A 16,006-nucleotide genomic window follows, 5' to 3' on the forward strand; every position below is an offset into this window, starting at 1 on the left:
CATGCTTTCTGCTCTCTGGCGGCTTTTGACCGCCCTCCTGGTCGCCTTCATCCTGGCGATTCCGCTTGCGTCCTCCACCGTACAGGCTCAAGACGCGCTCCACGCAGGCCATGCTCACGCCACTGCTCATGGGCACGCTGCAGCCGACCACCACGGCGACGAAGTCACCGAGTGGATCTGCCCGATGGAGTGCAACGACCTGCGTTTCGACGAATTCACCCAATGCCCCATCTGCGGCATGGACGTCGTCCCCCACAAGGTCAAACGCGCCCCCCAACCGGCCTCCGAAGAGGTGCTGGAGTGGATCTGCCCGATGGAGTGCAACGACCTGCGCTTCGACGAATTCACCCAGTGCCCCATCTGCGGCATGGACGTCGTCCCGCATAAGGTGCAGCGGGTCGCAACCGGTGACGAAGCCATCTTCAGCGAGCTCGAAGAAGGCGCGTTCTTTGATCCCGACGCCCTGATGAGCCAGGCCGAAGTCATCGCCGATCGCCCCGAGCGAGCGCTGATGCCCGGCGTCCCCAACTGGATCTTCTATCTGGGCCTGGGCCTCCTCCTGGCCCTCTCCTGCGGACTTCTCCTGGCCCTGGGGGAGCCCACCCGCAACATGCAAAAGACCTCCAAACGCTGGGACTACCCCCGCTTTGAGCTCACGCGCCTGGCCTTCTTCAAATCCCTGGTCACCTGGCGCGGCTTCCAGCCCCTGGTGCAGATCCCGGTGGTCGCGCTCTTTATCCTGGTGATCGTCGCCGGACTCATCGGCTCTCAGGATCCCTCCCGCAACCTGGCCCCGGTACTCACCTGGAACATCTGGTGGATGGGCCTGATCTTCTTCGCGTTCTTCGCCGGCGAGGTCTGGTGCACGGTCTGCCCGTGGATGGCAGTGCCCGACTGGCTCAAACGCCTGAGCAAAAAACTCCCCGGCCGCGATCGCCCCCTGGGACTGGAGCGCTCCTGGCCCCGCGCCCTGCGCAACCTCTACCCGGCCATCGCCATGTTCATGGCGCTTACCTGGCTGGAACTCGCCTACGAAGCCCCCTACCGTCCCGCGCTCACCTCGGTGATGGGCCTGGCCATGGTCGCCATGGCCGCCGCCACCCTCTTTATCTTCGAGCGCAAGGGCTTCTGCCGCTACGTCTGCCCGGTGGGCCGCGTCACCGGCGCCTACGGCACCACCGGCATGCTTGAGATTCGCCGCCGCGACGCCCAGATCTGCAAATCCTGCCGGACCAAAGATTGCTTTCACGGCAACGAGCGCGGCCTGCCCTGCCCCACCGGCGAGTTTATGGGGGCGATGAACGAAAACAGCTACTGCACCATGTGCACCGAGTGCCTTAAAACCTGCCCGCACGACAACGTCGCCATCAACGTTCGCGCCCCCATCGCCGACCTCTTAGGCCCCCACCGAAAACGCCTCGATGAGGCCTGGCTTCTGCTGGCCATCTTCCTGGTCACGATCTTCCACGGCCTGGCCATGATCCCGCTCTGGACCCGGCAGACCGTCCCCCCGCTTCGCGACGCTCTCGAAGGCCTCCTGGGCACCGACCCGGGCTACCTGGTGGCCTTTACCCTCGGCATGGGGGCCTTCTTCATCGCCGCGGTCCTCCTCTACCTGGGCGCCTGCGGGCTCTCAAAATGGGCCAGCGGCAACGCCTTCTACCGACTGCGCGACTTCTTCATCGCCTACGCCTACCCCCTGCTCCCGGTGGCCCTGGCCTACCACCTGGCCCACAACGCACTGCACTTCTTCTACGAAGGCAGCAAACTTGTACGCCTGATAAGCGATCCCTTCGGCTGGGGCTGGGACCTCTTCGGCACCGCCAAAAGTCCGCTCACCATGCTGGTTCCCCTGGAAATCCTCTGGACCGCCCAGCTCACGCTGGTCGTGCTGGGTAACCTGGCCTCCATCTGGCTGGTCAACCGCGCCACCCACCGCATGTTCGGCAACCGCCGCCAGGCGCTTCGCGCCCTGGCACCCATTGCCATCTTCGCCCTGCTCTTAAGTGTGGCCGCACTCTGGCTGCTCTCCCAACCCATGGAAATGCGCACCGCCTGAACCCGATAAAATCGCGCTGGCTTTTTGCCCATAGCCGCGAAATAACTTCGGCTCACCCCTCGGCTGTGCGAGACGATGGCCCCTCGCACCTCCCGGATGTCCCTTTCTCCTCTGCCCGCACGATGCGCCCCCACCCGGGCGCAGACTCGCTATGACCTCCCAGCCTCCCACAGATGAGCCTCGGAACCCCGAAGGCCAGCCCCCCTCCGACGTATCCCCGAGCTCCGAGCAGCTGCCCGCCGGTCTCTGGGAGGCCTTCCGCGACGTTCACGCCATGCGCGCGGCCCTGGTCCTGCTCGCGCTGGCCGCCACCATCGCCATGCTGAGCTTCGCCAAAACGATCCTCATCCCGATCGTGCTGGCCTTCTTCCTCAGCTACGTCCTGGGCCCCTTCGTCACCGCCCTGATGCGCGTACGCCTGCCCGGCACCCGCCTCTCCCTGCCTCGCGGCGCCGCCGCCCTGGTCGTCGTCGTGCTCGCCGTGGCCATGACCGGCGTGGTCGGCACCTTCATCGGCGATCAGGTCCGCCGCCTGGCCCTGGAAGTGCCCAACTACCAGGAACGCCTGGTCGACAACATCACCGAACTGCGCAGCTCCATCACCGAGCTGCAACTCCGCGTGGAAAACTCTCTGGAGCCCTTCCGCCGCGAAGGCGACGAGATCGCCCCCGCCCAACCCCCGGTCGATGAAGACCAGCGCGACGTCACCGCCGAACGCGTCCAGGTCTTCCTCCAACAGGGCGGAAGCGACTTCTGGGGCACCACCTCCTCGTTTATCGCCGGGGGCCTGACCAGCTTCTTTGGCATCGTCGCCCAGGCCCTGATGTGCATCTTCGTCCTCGTCTTCGTCCTGGCCCAGGGCCCCCGGATGCGCGAGCGCGTGCTCGAAGCCGTGGGCGATGGCCCCCGCAACCGCCAGGCCATCAACATCATCCTGCGCAACGTCAACGAAGACGTGCAGCGCTACCTCTTCAACCGCTTCGCCACCAACACCTGCGTGGCCATCATCACCGGCACCGCCCTCTACCTCTACGGGCTCGACTTCGCCTTTTTGCTCGGCATCCTGGCCGGCCTCTTCAACTTCATCCCCTACGTCGGCCCCATCATCGGCACGATCTTCCCGGCCACCATCGCCTACATGCAGTTCGGTGAACTCTCGGATGTGCTCTGGTGCGCGCTGATCTACGGCAGCATCACCGGCCTGGAGGGCAACCTGGTCACCCCCTTTGTCATCGGCCGACACCTCAAGCTCAACAGCCTGGCCGTGCTCCTCTCGGCGATCTTCTGGGGCTGGATCTGGGGCGCCCCCGGCCTCCTCCTGGCCATCCCCATCGTCGCCACCCTGAAATCCGTCTCCGAAAACCTCGACTCCCTGCGCCCCCTGGCGGCCTTCCTGCGCGGATAACCCCGCCGCACAGTTGCCCCGCCCTCCTCCTGGCCCTACAATCGCGCCTCCTCATCCTTCGGACTGCCCCGCCAGCCTCGGGAGCGCGCGATGCTTACCCTTCAAGACGGCCGCTACCACTGCACCGAGCTCCTGGGAGAGGGCTCCATGGGCCGCACTTTCCTGGCTGACGACACCCGCTCCGGCCAGAAAGTCGCCGTCAAAGCTCTCTATCCCTCGCGCCTGGCCACCCTCAAAGACTTTGAGCTCTTTGAGCGCGAGGCCCACGTCCTCCAGCGCCTGGACCACCCGCAGGTGCCCGCCTACATCGACGCCTTCTCCGAAGGCCACGGCGACGCCCTCTGCTACTACATCGTCCAGGCCTACGCCCCGGGCCACAACCTGCGCGAGTTCCTCGATCGCGGCGAACGCTTTGACCAGGAGCGCCTCCTCGACCTGATGATCCAGCTCGCCGAAATCCTGGCCTACCTCCACTCCCAGGAGCCCGGGGTCGTCCACCGCGACCTCAAACCGGCCAACATCATCCTGTGCCACCAGGGCAAAATCCCCACTCTGGTCGACTTCGGGGCAGTGCGCGAGGTCGTGCGCCTGACCATGGGGGGCGGCTCTACCATCATCGGCACCTTCGGCTACATGCCCCCCGAACAGCTGATGGGACGCGCCCTCCCGGCCACCGATCTCTACGCCCTGGGCATCACCTCGCTGGAGTGCCTCACTCGCCGCACCCCCTCCGATCTCCACGGCGAAGATGCCGCCGCCATGATCGACGCCCTCAACGACATCTCCCTCGACCTGCGCCGCGTCCTACGCCGACTCTGCGCCCCGAAAGTCGAAGATCGCTACCCCTCGGCCACAAGCCTGCTCCAGGACCTGAAGCAACTCCGCAGCGCTCAGACCCTCATCCACATCGACCGCCTGGAGCGCGACATCGCCCGCCGCCAGCTCGAACGCGAAAAGGCCCTGGTCAACGCCACCGGCACCGCTGTGACCTTCCTGGCCGGCCTGATCGCCTTTGTCATCCTCGGCGCCAGCTTTCTCGGCCTGATCCTGACCCTTCGCTCCCTGCTCAACTCCGTGGCCGTCCCCACCAGCGCCACGCTGGCCCTCAGCATCCTCGGCCTCCTGGTACCCCTGCTCATCCTGAGCACCCGCTACATCCAGAGCTCCTGGAACGCCCCCCCGCCCGGCTGGCTTCGCACCCCCGGCGTCATCTCCGGCTTTGATACCCTCAGCCTCGCCGAATCCGAGCAGCTCCTCGTCAACCTGAGCTACTCCTTCGAACACCGTGGCCAAACCCTCGACTATCAGGCCCATGCCGCCACAGCCCCCTTCTCACTCTTCACCCAGAGCTCTTCGCTGCCCGACAAACTCCAACGCCTCAACCAGCACAAAGGCACCTCCTTCGACATCTTTGTCGACCCGACCAATCCCCACAACCATATCGCCATCGAAGTCCTCAACGCCGAGATGGAATATCTCGAACCGATCCACCACTTCGACCCTGAACACCCCCATCACCCGGCCTGAGCACCGAGCGGCCCATCACCGCAGGTGGCCTTGTGCCCCGGCCACACAGGGTCTAAGATTTACGCGCCGTGTCGCCAGCTCAATTGCCCCTGCGGCACATCCAGATACACCGGTCCATGACGTCTAGCCCTCTGGCCCCGGCCAGAGCCCCTTTAGCGTACGGTCAAGGAGTTCGCGTGGCGAACGATACCATCCTCATTGTCGATGCGGACACCAGGTCCCAAAAGGTCTTAGAGGTCAGCTTTAAAAAAGCCGGCTACCGCGTCGTGCTGACCGAATCCATCGCCCGGGCACATCAGGTCATTGAGACCGAATCCCCCTCGCTGATCATCAGCGAAACCGTCCTCCCCGACGGAGACGGGCTGGAGTTCTGCGCCGACCTCAAAATCGCTCCTCGCACCGAACACATCCCCTTTATCTTCCTCACCGAAGAGCGCTCGATCACCGAAAAAATGCGCTCCTTTGAGCTGGGCGCCGACGACTACCTGACCAAGCCGGTCTACATCAAAGAGATCACCACCCGCGCCGATCTCCTCATCCAGCGCCGTGCCAAAGAGCAGCTCAGCGACACCATGCGCGATGAAATGCAGGGCAACCTGCGCGACATCACCATGATCGATCTCCTCCAGCTCATCGAACAAGAGCAGCGCTCCGGCTCGGTACGCATCCGCCGCGGCTCGCGCCTGGCGGCGCTCTTCTTCAGCCAGGGCAACATCCTCGATGCCATCTGTGGCAAACTCCAGGGCGAAGACGCCATCTACCGCATCATGCTCTGGCCCGAGGGCGACTTCGTGGTCCGCTACCACGACAACTCCACACGCACCGATCACATCCACAAAGACGCCGCCGCCCTGCTCCTCGAAGGCCTCCATCGCATCGAACACGTCAACGAACTTCAACGCGAACTCCCCCCGCTGGACCGCGTCTACGAGGCGGACTACCAGCGCCTCCCGGCACTGCTCCAAGAGATGCCCGGCGAAGTCGAGCGCCTCGTCCGCCTCTTTGATGGCTACCGGCGCATGCGCGACGTCATCGACGATAGCCCCCTGGGCGACGTCACCACCCTCCAGATCATCGTAAAGCTCGTCGACGACGCTATCCTCCACGAGGTCATCCCGGCCGCCGGCCAGCCCGAGCGTCCCGACGAGGCCAGCCAGCTGGACTCCTGGCTTAGCGCCCCGACGGCCTCCCCCGCCGAGGAACCCGCCGACCAGGAGGAGTTCTCCGACAACACCGATCGCATCAGCAAGCCCGCCGTCGGGGATATCGTCGAGGCCTTCGCCCGCCAGTCCAGCGATGAGATCGACACCGAAGAACTCCCCCGCCACGACGAGGACCACGCCCCCCGGGAGAGCGCCGACGAACGCCCCAACACCGGCGGTGGTCACTGGAAATTCCACTGGTCCGAAGACGAGCACCCACGCCCCACCGAGCCACTCCCGGAGTTGGAAAAACCCGCTCCCCGCGACGACGACGCCCAGGCCCGCGGCCTTCGCGAACTTGAAGATCAGGAACGCCGACGCCGCGAGGCCGAAGCCCGCCACCTGGCCGAGCAACAAGCCCGGGCCCGCGAGCTCGCCGAGCAAAATGAGCCGGTCCCCACCGCCGAGTTTGATATCCCGGCCGAAGATCCCGCTCCGGAACGCCTGCACGAGCCCTCCGAACCGATCGACGCCACCGGCGAACTCTACGTGGCCGACATCCTCGCCAGGGGCCCCCGACGCGAGCGCATCCCAACCCCCTGCGCGTCGCCCGCTCAGGCCCTGGTGGGTGAGGAGCACCTCGCCAATGCCTCTGGCGACGACGCCTTCGCCCCGGAGACCCCGTCGGCCGAAGATCCCTTAAGTGATGACGAGCTCTTCGGGGAACCGCTCAAGACTGACGACGAGCCCTTCGGGCTTTTCGACGATGAGCCCGAATCCACCTTCCCGGGCGTCGGCCAAAAAGCACACACCACCGGCATCGAGCGAAGCGAGCGCGAGACCGCCAGAATTCGTATCCCCGACGAGATCAAGCGCGCCAGCCTGGAGGCCCGCAAGGCCCACGAAGAAGAAGCATCCCGGGCCCCGGATCAGGACAACCGCAACGACAGCGCCGCCGAAGCCCCTGACGACGACTTCGCCCCCGAGGTCAACCTCGCGGAGATGTCCGAGCCGGCCGACGAAAACTCCGTCGAAGCCCCGGACGCCGGCAGCGAAAGCGATCCCGACGACGAATCCCCCGAGGTCAACCTCACGGAGATGTCCGAGCCGGCCGACGAAAACTCCGTCGAAGCCCCGGACGCCGGCAGCGAAAGCGATCCCGACGACGACTTCGCTCCCGAGGTCAACCTCACGGAGATGTCCGCGCCCACCGACGAAGATGCCGTCAATACCCCGGACGCCGGCAGCGAAAGCGATCCCGACGACGACTTCGCTCCCGAGGTCAACCTCGCGGAGATGTCCGAGCCGGAGCCCCTTGAGAGCCCCGCGGCACGCGACGACCAACAAAGCGCCGATGAGAACAATGACGAGGACGCCGCCGACGAAGAGCGGGCAGCGCCACCGGTGACGCGCCACAGCGTCGACCAGAAGATCGTCTCCTCGGAGTACACCCTTAAAAAACGCCGGGCTCCCGGCGAGCTGCGCACCGCTTCGGTGTTTGACGACGAAGAACCTACTCCGGCGCCGATGATCGATCCGAGCACCGCTCACGCCTCGCTGGAGCCTGCCAGCGAAAACGCGCTCAACGAAAGCGACTCGACCGAAGAGCCCGCGGGCAGCGACGACTACGAGACCGCACGCTCAGCCCAGGTCGATACCGACCCGGGCCTCGACGACTATCTTGCCGAGCACCACGACGCGACCTCGTCCCACGAAACGCTCAGCCAAGATCCGGACACCGCCGACTCCGCCCAAGATGCCCCGAACGCCACCTCCGAAGACGCCCCGAGCGGCGAAGAGGAACCTCAAACGCCCGACCTCAAAGAGGGCGCTGAGGCTACGGATGACGCCCCAACCGAAGACGATGAGACAGCGTCCGAAACTCCGCGCGACGATACTCTCAACGAAGATAGCGCACAGACCGGCGCAACTGCCGACTCCGAAGCCCCCGACGATGAGGAAAGCCCGGCCGTAGACTCCTCGGCCGAAGCTCCCGACGACGAGGAGCACCAGGCCGATAAAGCCGCGTCCCTCACCACCTCCGAGAGCGAGCCCACCTCCGACGATCGCCCAAAAGTTCAACTGGGCGGAGCCCTCTCCGAGGCCTCCTTCTTTGAAGATGGCGAGCATCTTCACGAGTACGAGAATGCCTTCGACGACGAGCTTCCCGAGAGTTCGAAGAGCTGGAAGATGTGGGTGATCTTCGCGGCGGTCATGGCTCTGGTGGCCATCACCATCGCCGGAATGCGCATCTCCTCCTCCCCGGATACCCCGGAGCCCGCAGAAGCGGTAGCCAGCGCCGAGGAGCCCGAATCCGAACCGACGCCAGCCGAAGAACCCGCTCCCGCTCCCGAACCCGCACTCGTCGAGGAGCCCGCGGCTCTGGCCGGTCTCGATCTGGATCAGGCTCTGGCACGCGCTCGCCAGGAAGGCCTGACGACCGAAGCCGCCGCCCAACAGATCGCCAGCGACGCCGCCGCACCGCCTCTCGAAGAGCAAAACCTGCCCGCGGAGTCCGACCCCGAAAGCGCCCCGGCTCAAGAAGCTCCCGCCGAAGAAACCCCGGCGACCTCCCAGAACGACATCGCCCAGCCGGAGCTTCGCGCCGCCGAGAGCGCCCCGGCTCCCGATCGCGAAACCTCCGTCGCCGAAGATATCCAGCGACTGCGCTCCATGGTGCAGCGCGAGCGCATCGATCAAGCGCTGCCCCTGGCCCGCGACCTGAGCAAACGCGCCCCCCGCAACCGCCAGGTTGCCTTCCTCCACGGTCAGGCCGCACTCTACGATGGCAACAACTCCGAAGCCGTCGAACACCTCTCCCGCGCCGAACAGCTGGGGATGCGCAGTGGCGAACTCTATCTGGAGTTGGCCACCGCCTATCAACTCGCCGGTCGCCGCGCTCAGGCCAAAGGCGCCTACGAGAAGTTCCTCGAGATCGAACCCTCCGGACAACGCTCCGACGAGGTCCGCTCGATCCTCGAAGCCCAGTTCTAAGACTCACTCTCCTCCACGCCCCTCAAGGGGCACGCGCTCCACAGGCTCCATCCATGTTGGTGATGACCATTGAGTCGAGCTGCGACGAAACCTCCGTCGCGCTCATCGAAGACGGCAAGCGCATCCTGGCCAATGCCGTCGCCAGCCAGATCCCGATCCACCGACGCTACGGCGGGGTGGTCCCGGAATTGGCCAGCCGCAACCACATCCGCGACATTCATCAGGTGCTCAACGAAGCCCTCGACACCGCCGGACTCACTCTCCAGGACGTCGAGGGCATCGGCGTAACCGCCGGACCCGGCCTGGTCGGCAGCCTCCTGGTCGGCATTGAAACCGCCCGCGCCCTGGCCTTCGCGTTGGACAAACCCTGCGTGGGGCTCAACCACCTGGAGGGCCACCTCACCGCCGTGCTTCTGGAGGGCGACCGGGTCCAAAACCCGACCTTCCCCTACCTGGGGCTCATCGTCAGTGGCGGTCACACCGATCTCTACGTGGTCCGCGGGCTCGGCGACTACGAACTTTTGGGCCGCACCCGCGACGACGCCGCCGGGGAAGCCTTCGACAAAGTCGCCAAAATGCTCGGTCAGCCCTACCCGGGCGGCGTGGCCATCGATCGCCTCGCCAGCACCGGCAACCCCAAAGCCCTCGACTTCCCTCGCCCCATGTGGACCCGGAAAAATCTGGACTTCTCCTTCTCGGGCCTGAAAACCGCTGTCGCCCAGCATCTCGACGCACACGGCATCCCCGAAGGACAAGCCTTAAGCGACCTCTGCGCCTCATTTCAGGAAGCGATCGTCGACGTCCTCCTGATGAAAGCCCTGACCGCCTGCAAGGCCCACAACCTCACCCGCCTGGTCCTCTCCGGCGGCGTGGCCTGCAACAGCCGACTGCGCACGCGCGCCGCGCAAGACTGCAACGCCCAAAACGTCGAGCTCTTTGTCGCTCCCCCCACCTTATGCACCGATAACGCCGCAATGCTCGGCCCGATCGCCGAGCATTACCTGCGCCAGGAAGGCTCAACCCACTTTGTGGGCCATGCGATCCGTGCTCAATCCAACATGCCCCTGGGACAGACCGAACGCGCCCCCGCCCGCACGCATCGCTAACGCCACGACTGGAGTCCTGTGTGACCGCTCAATCCCCCCAACTCCTCGACGCCCTGATTCGTCACGACCGGGTCAAAGCCCTGATGCTCATCGACGAAAAGGGCACCCCACTGGCGACCCGCGGCCAGGCCCATGCCATGCGCTCCGGCGCCGATGAGGCCACCGTCCTCACCAACCTGAACCAGCCCCGGAGCCGTGAATGCGTCTACATCAAACGCCACGGCCATCACTATTTTCTGATCGTCATCTTCGAGGAGAACGTCGACTTCGAAACCCTGAAAAGGGATATCGACGCCACCATCACCGCGCACCAGGCCTGAACTCAACCCCTGTCCCGGCGTGGCCCCCCGGTACACGCGCTTCAGCGCCTTACTCGCGCTCGCCACGGGAGAGCGTATCGATATCGCTCTCCGTGAAAGGCTCGGCCTCCAGTCCGCCCTCCACCAGCACCTGAGGCAACCCGCCAACCTGCTGGAGGCTCAGGCCGTCGGCCTGCGGCACGATGTAGGCCGCCATCCCCCAGTACGCCGTCAGACACAACACCCAGGCCACACCGGCCCGAAACATATCGGCCCGCGCAATCGCCGCCAGCAGCCCGAAGAGCGTCGCCCCGGTCAACAGCACGCCGACCAGACCGATATCCCGGGTAAAATACGCCAGCACATTCACCGGTACCGCCACCAGCAAGGCCCCGGCAAAGGTGTTGTAATCCGGATTGAGCTGCGTAAAACGAAAGCTCAACAAGATCACAATCAGCTGCACCACCGCCGCGGCCCCGTAAAAGGTCATCGGCGTCCAGGTAAACCCACCCGTGCTCACTTCTGCCAGAATCATCACTGCTACTCCCTGGTCTGCTCGGACTCCGTCCGGGCTTCGGCCGAAACATCTTCCGCGCCGTTCTCATCGGGCACACTGACCTCGACCACATCCTCGGCCAGCCCCTTCTGAAACCCCAGACGAGCGCGCGCAACCGCCCGACTGATCTGAGGCAGCTTCTGCAGGCCGACCACCACAAAGATGATCGCCAGCACCACCAAAAGTTCCGAGGCGTTGAGCATCATTCAAGCGTCTCCAGTGGGACGATTCAAGCCGTGCGCCCTGCCCAGTCAGAGAATGACCAGCACCAGCACGTCGTAGAGCGCATGGGTGTACACTGCCACCGCAAACCCGCGCAAATAGAAGATCAACGCCAACAAGGCCCCGGCGATCACCCGATACATAAACACCCCCAGCTCAAACGCATCGCCCAGCGGCCCCAGATGATGCACCGCGCTAAAGATCACGCTCGAGATCACCACCGCCCACAGCGCCGCCCACCACCCAGGCCACCCCAGCGCGCGTCGCCCCACCCACAGCAGCCCCCCCATAAGCAACAACCGAAAGACCAGCTCCTCGTAGAGTCCGGCGCCAATACTTAACACCAGATTCTGAAACACCGAGGCTTCCGGCCCCAGTGCCAGCCCGATCGAGAGCAGCGCGCTCAGCCCCAACGCATCCATAATCCCCACCACCGCCGCCCCGAAAAACAGAGCATACACTGCACTCTCCGCCACCACCGCCGGCCACACACGCAACTGCAGCCGACGTTTCTTGCGCAGCACCCACACGGCGAGCGCCATCACCACCAGCGCCCCCAGATGAATCGCCAGATACGTCGAAAGCTCCCCGCCTGCGGCCCACCACAGGGTGTCGGTCATAAAATCGACCCCGTTGCGAACCCCGCCGCTCCACAGCACGCCCAGCTGATAGATGACAAAGAGCGGCATCACCAACACCAGGCTATGCCAGGTGTCGCGGCTCTGATGGTGATAGGCGCTCAGGTTCATCGCCACTCCGTGGTCCGTACGAGAATGTAACGCCGGGGGACGCCGGCTTAGGTCGAGCCCGATCGGGTGCGTAGGTTCCAGAGAGGAGGAGCTCGTCACCGAAGGCCGCCCCCCCATCTTAACGCGATGGCGCGTCGGCGTCAGCGCCGCTCTGACTCTACCGCCGGAGCCCCTATTGACGGTTCAACCCTACCCGCCGATCGCCCAGCGAAACACGCCACCCTGGCGGGTCGCTGCACTCTTTGCCCTGATCATCCTCCTGTGCGTACTTCCGGCCCTGGCCATGCTCCTGGGCTGGCAGCTCACCCTGCCGATGCCCACAGTCAATACCCCGATGGGCCAGGCCGGCTCCGAGCTCTCCGGGGCCTTTACCCATAGCACCCTGCTCCTACTCGGTGGCACCCTGGCGTTGAGCTCGGCCACACTCAGCCTGGCACATTTCCTGGTACGACGCTCCGCACTGACCTCGGTGATCAGCATCGCGCTCTTCTGGCTGGGATTGGTCGCGGTGACCCAGGCCTTAAGCGTGGAAGGCGCGCTCTACAAGGTGCGCGACATCGAAAACTACCTCCCCTTCACCTGGACGATCACGCGCCTGCTTAACGCCCTCTTGCTCACCGGAGCCGGCGCACTGCTCTTATGGCCCCGACGCCAGCTCGCGCTGGTCCGCCCGAGCTTCATTCTGGGCGTGTTCGCGCTCTTCGGCGCGCTGGCCCTGACCCTCCTCTGGCTCTCGGCCATCCTCACCCTCCCTCAGACCACCTACCCCGACGCCCTGATCAAACGCCCCTGGGACTTCCCGGCGCTGGTACTGCTGCTGGCCTGCGTGGTCTGGATCTTTCCCCTGGTCCACCGTCGCTACCGCAGCCACTTCTCGCTGGCTCTGTGGCTGAGCCTGGTCCCCCTGGTCGCCGCACAACTCTATCTGCTCACCGGCTCCTCCCGTATCTTCGACCCTTCGTTCAACGTGGCCTACGGCCTGAACGCCCTGACCGCAGCGGTGGTCTTCGGCGGACTGATCTGGGACTACGTACGCTCCACCAGCCAGGAACAACGCCTGCTTCACACCATCCGCGAACGCGAAGCTCGCATCCGAACCATGTTTGAAGGCGCCGCCGAGGCCATCATCGCCTTCAACGCCGACGGCGTCATCGAACTGTGGAACCCCGCCGCCACCCACCTCTTTGGCTGGCGCCCCGCCGATGCGATCGGACGCCACTTCATCCAGCTGCTCATCCCTCGGGCCCATCGCCCCTACTTCTCCGAACAACTCGAACGTGTAACCTCCGACCGACCCGGCCTCGATCGTGAACGTTACGCGCTCATCGGCCCCTTCGACATCGTGCTCCTCTCCCAGGAAGGCGACGAGATCCACACCGAACTCTCCCTGGCAGCCACAGGCCCTCAAGACCATCCCGTCTACACGCTCTTTGCCCGAGATCTCTCCGCTCAAAAACAAATGCAGCTGCGTATGACCCAGATGGACCGCATGATCACCATCGGCACTATGGCCGCCGGGGTGGGCCATGAGATCAACAATCCCCTGACCTACCTGATCGCGAATCTCACCCTGGCCAACGAAGCCGAAGATGACCACGAACTTCAGCAGAGCCTGGAGGCCGCCGAGCAGGGCGCCGAGCGTATCCGTCGCATCGTCGATGACCTGCGCTTACTCTCCGGCTTCCAGGAACAACCCCGACACGCCGTCGAAGTTACCGATGCGCTCGAGCTGGCCCTGCGCATGACCCGTCAGGTCATTCAGCGCACCGCCTCCCTCCACCAAACACTCGCCGACACTTCCCCCGTACTCGCGGACGAAACTCGCCTTACCCAGGTCTTTATCAACCTGCTCACCAACGCCGCCTACGCCCTGGCCGAGAATCCTCGCCATGAAAACCGCATCGATGTCCACCTGCTCGAACTCGACGATAAAGTGGTGATCGAGATCAGCGACAATGGCCCGGGCATCCCCGAAGAACTTCAAGATAAGATCTTCGAACCCTTCTTCACCACCAAACCCTCCGGCGAGGGCAGCGGACTCGGTCTCTCCCTGAGCCGCCAGATCGTCGAATCCTTTGACGGAGAACTCACGGTAGACTCGACCCCAGACAAGGGCACCACCTTTCGCGTATCCCTGCCCCGGGCCCCCGAGACCTAAACCAACGCCCGGGCATCGACGTGCTACCCTCCCCACAAAAATGCGATGCTCCGGAAATGTTCGCCCCGCCACCCTGTTCAACCCATGTCGCTGATTTGACAAATGCATATCAGTTGCGCTAACCCACCTTTGAATGACCGGTCACGTCGACCGGCCTCCCAGCATCTGGAGTCGTGTTTTGAAATCCACCCCGGCCATCAGCACCCTGAACACCGACGCGTCGAGCGCGCCGCATGACCATGCGCCGACACCGGCGCCGATCTGGGATCGCCTGGGGATTATCGGCTCGGTAGCCTGCATCATTCATTGCGCGCTCACGCCTGCGCTGGCCGGCACCCTGGCCGCATTTGGCTTCCTCGGCGACGCCATCATCCACCAGGTCATGGTCGTCCTACTCCTGGCCGTCGCGCTGCTGGCTTTCTGGCCGGGGTTCAGGATTCACCGCGATCTTCGCATCGTCGCCGGAGCGGTTGCCGGCGTCTCACTGCTGATCGCGACCGGTTTTATGCACGATGTGCTACACCATCTTGTCCATGGTCAGGCCGCCGAGATCGGTCTGACCATGCTCGGATCGGTCATTCTCGTGGGCACACACGTAGCAAACCAGCGCCTGGTCCGCGCCGAGGGATGCAGCCAAGCCGACGGCTCCTGCTGCTCCGAGTAAGCCAGCCCCCCTCCCTGCACTCGCTTCGATTTGTGAGCTTGCCACCGACGCGCTAAGGTAAGAGCCGTGCCCGCATCCGGCCCCTTACCCCGCACCGGAGCCCCACCGCTATGTCCTCGGACAACGGCCGTCCGCGCCAGCCCACGTACCCTCAGACCTCCCCGCAACCCGCGGCCAGGCCCCGACTCAACATCGGCGGCGATCTTCCTGCGCACGCCAGCCAGGATCGCCTCTCCACCGTGATGGTGCACGCCGACGATCCCACCCCGCCACCGCGCGGCATAAACGCGTCTGAACATGACCCGGACGACACCTTTCCTCCAGGCGTCTCCATCCCTGCACAACGCTTGACCGGACAACATCACGCGGTCCAACAGCAGCAGCCACAGGGCTTCGCCACAGGGCAGCACAACGCCGCCCATCTCCAGCAGGGACAGGGCTTCGCCACAGGGCAGCACAACGCCGCCCATCTCCAGCAGGGGCAGGGCTTCGCCACAGGGCAACACAACGCCGCTCACCTTCAGCAGGGGCAGGGCTTCGCCACAGGGCAACACAACGCCGCTCACCTTCAGCAGGGATTCACCGGGCAGCACAACGCCGCCCATCTCCAGCAGGGATTCACCGGGCAGCACAACGCCGCCCATCTCCAGCAGGGGCAGGGCTTTGCCACAGGGCAACACAACGCCGCTCAACTTCAACAGGGATTCACCGGGCAGCACAACGCCGCCCATCTCCAGCAGGGATTTACCGGGCCGCTCCAGGCAGTACGAGCTCCCGGGAAAAAGACGTTCACGATCGCCGGACGCAACATTGAACTTCCCGGGCTGGGATTCTCTGATGCCAGCGCCGACTCGCGCCAACGTGTGATCTATTCGATCTCAGCCACCCTCACCGGAGGCCTGCTCGGATTTGTGCTCGGCGCGTTCAATGCGCGCCTCCAGGGCTGGACCATCTCCGAGGGCACGCGCGAGATGCACATCCTCGCGCTCATCTGTGCGCTGACTTTCGGGATCATGGCCTTTATGCGCCCCCAACAGGTCGATCAGGTGCTGGTCAAACTTGGCCTCCTCAGCGCGGCCGACGCCGATCCCGATCGCACCGACGAGATTCGGCTGGGTTAACCCC

At 64.7% G+C, this 16,006-nt stretch carries 12 protein-coding genes; 9 read left to right on the forward strand and 3 right to left on the reverse strand.

Going from position 1 to position 16,006, the window contains the following annotated elements; translation table 11 throughout:
- Window position 1 precedes the first annotated feature (1 nt).
- The 6 genes from DL240_RS16765 (at window position 2) to DL240_RS16790 (ending at window position 10,553) form a co-directional block, all read left to right on the forward strand.
- Complete coding sequence (locus DL240_RS16765; RefSeq protein ID WP_111731054.1) at window positions 2–2,059, forward strand: 4Fe-4S binding protein; 2,058 nt, start codon at window positions 2–4, stop codon at window positions 2,057–2,059.
- A 151-nt stretch (window positions 2,060–2,210) separates the two neighbouring features.
- On the forward strand, window positions 2,211–3,464 hold the full coding sequence (locus DL240_RS16770; RefSeq protein WP_111731055.1) for an AI-2E family transporter: 1,254 nt from the start codon (window positions 2,211–2,213) through the stop codon (window positions 3,462–3,464).
- A gap of 90 nt (window positions 3,465–3,554) precedes the next feature.
- Entirely contained in the window at window positions 3,555–4,991 is a 1,437-nt protein-coding gene (locus DL240_RS16775) for a serine/threonine protein kinase (RefSeq protein ID WP_111731056.1), read from the forward strand.
- A 176-nt stretch (window positions 4,992–5,167) separates the two neighbouring features.
- Complete coding sequence (locus DL240_RS16780) at window positions 5,168–9,127, forward strand: response regulator (RefSeq protein WP_158542677.1); 3,960 nt, start codon at window positions 5,168–5,170, stop codon at window positions 9,125–9,127.
- Window positions 9,128–9,180: 53 nt separating this feature from the next.
- Window positions 9,181–10,233, forward strand: a complete 1,053-nt coding sequence (gene tsaD, locus DL240_RS16785) for a tRNA (adenosine(37)-N6)-threonylcarbamoyltransferase complex transferase subunit TsaD (RefSeq protein ID WP_111731058.1) — start codon at window positions 9,181–9,183, stop codon at window positions 10,231–10,233.
- Window positions 10,234–10,253: 20 nt separating this feature from the next.
- Window positions 10,254–10,553, forward strand: coding sequence for a hypothetical protein (locus DL240_RS16790; protein ID WP_111731059.1), 300 nt, complete (start codon window positions 10,254–10,256; stop codon window positions 10,551–10,553).
- A gap of 49 nt (window positions 10,554–10,602) precedes the next feature.
- On the opposite strand, the gene DL240_RS16795 is transcribed toward DL240_RS16790, so the two are convergent.
- From DL240_RS16795 to DL240_RS16805, 3 genes are read right to left on the reverse strand one after another with little or no spacing between them, the layout of a single operon-like run.
- Entirely contained in the window at window positions 10,603–11,067 is a 465-nt protein-coding gene (locus tag DL240_RS16795) for a hypothetical protein (protein ID WP_111731060.1), read from the reverse strand.
- 5 nt (window positions 11,068–11,072) lie between these two features.
- Window positions 11,073–11,294, reverse strand: a complete 222-nt coding sequence (locus DL240_RS16800) for a twin-arginine translocase TatA/TatE family subunit (RefSeq protein WP_111731061.1) — start codon at window positions 11,292–11,294, stop codon at window positions 11,073–11,075.
- 45 nt (window positions 11,295–11,339) lie between these two features.
- On the reverse strand, window positions 11,340–12,059 hold the full coding sequence (locus DL240_RS16805; RefSeq protein ID WP_158542679.1) for a CPBP family glutamic-type intramembrane protease: 720 nt from the start codon (window positions 12,057–12,059) through the stop codon (window positions 11,340–11,342).
- 175 nt (window positions 12,060–12,234) lie between these two features.
- Here DL240_RS16805 and DL240_RS16810 point away from each other — a divergent pair, with 175 nt between their 5' ends.
- From DL240_RS16810 to DL240_RS16820, 3 genes are all read left to right on the forward strand, one after another.
- Window positions 12,235–14,217 carry a two-component system sensor histidine kinase NtrB gene (locus DL240_RS16810; protein ID WP_111731063.1) on the forward strand — a complete coding sequence of 661 codons (1,983 nt, stop codon included), beginning with the start codon at window positions 12,235–12,237 and terminating at the stop codon, window positions 14,215–14,217.
- 178 nt (window positions 14,218–14,395) lie between these two features.
- Entirely contained in the window at window positions 14,396–14,881 is a 486-nt protein-coding gene (locus DL240_RS16815; protein WP_158542681.1) for a MerC domain-containing protein, read from the forward strand.
- A 110-nt stretch (window positions 14,882–14,991) separates the two neighbouring features.
- A complete protein-coding gene (locus DL240_RS16820; RefSeq protein WP_111731065.1) occupies window positions 14,992–16,002 on the forward strand; it encodes a PAT1 family protein in 1,011 nt (336 codons plus the stop codon).
- The last annotated feature ends 4 nt before the right edge of the window (window positions 16,003–16,006 follow it).

It is taken from the genome of Lujinxingia litoralis (assembly GCF_003260125.1).
In the GTDB taxonomy this organism is placed as follows: Bacteria; Myxococcota_A; Bradymonadia; order Bradymonadales; family Bradymonadaceae; genus Lujinxingia; species Lujinxingia litoralis.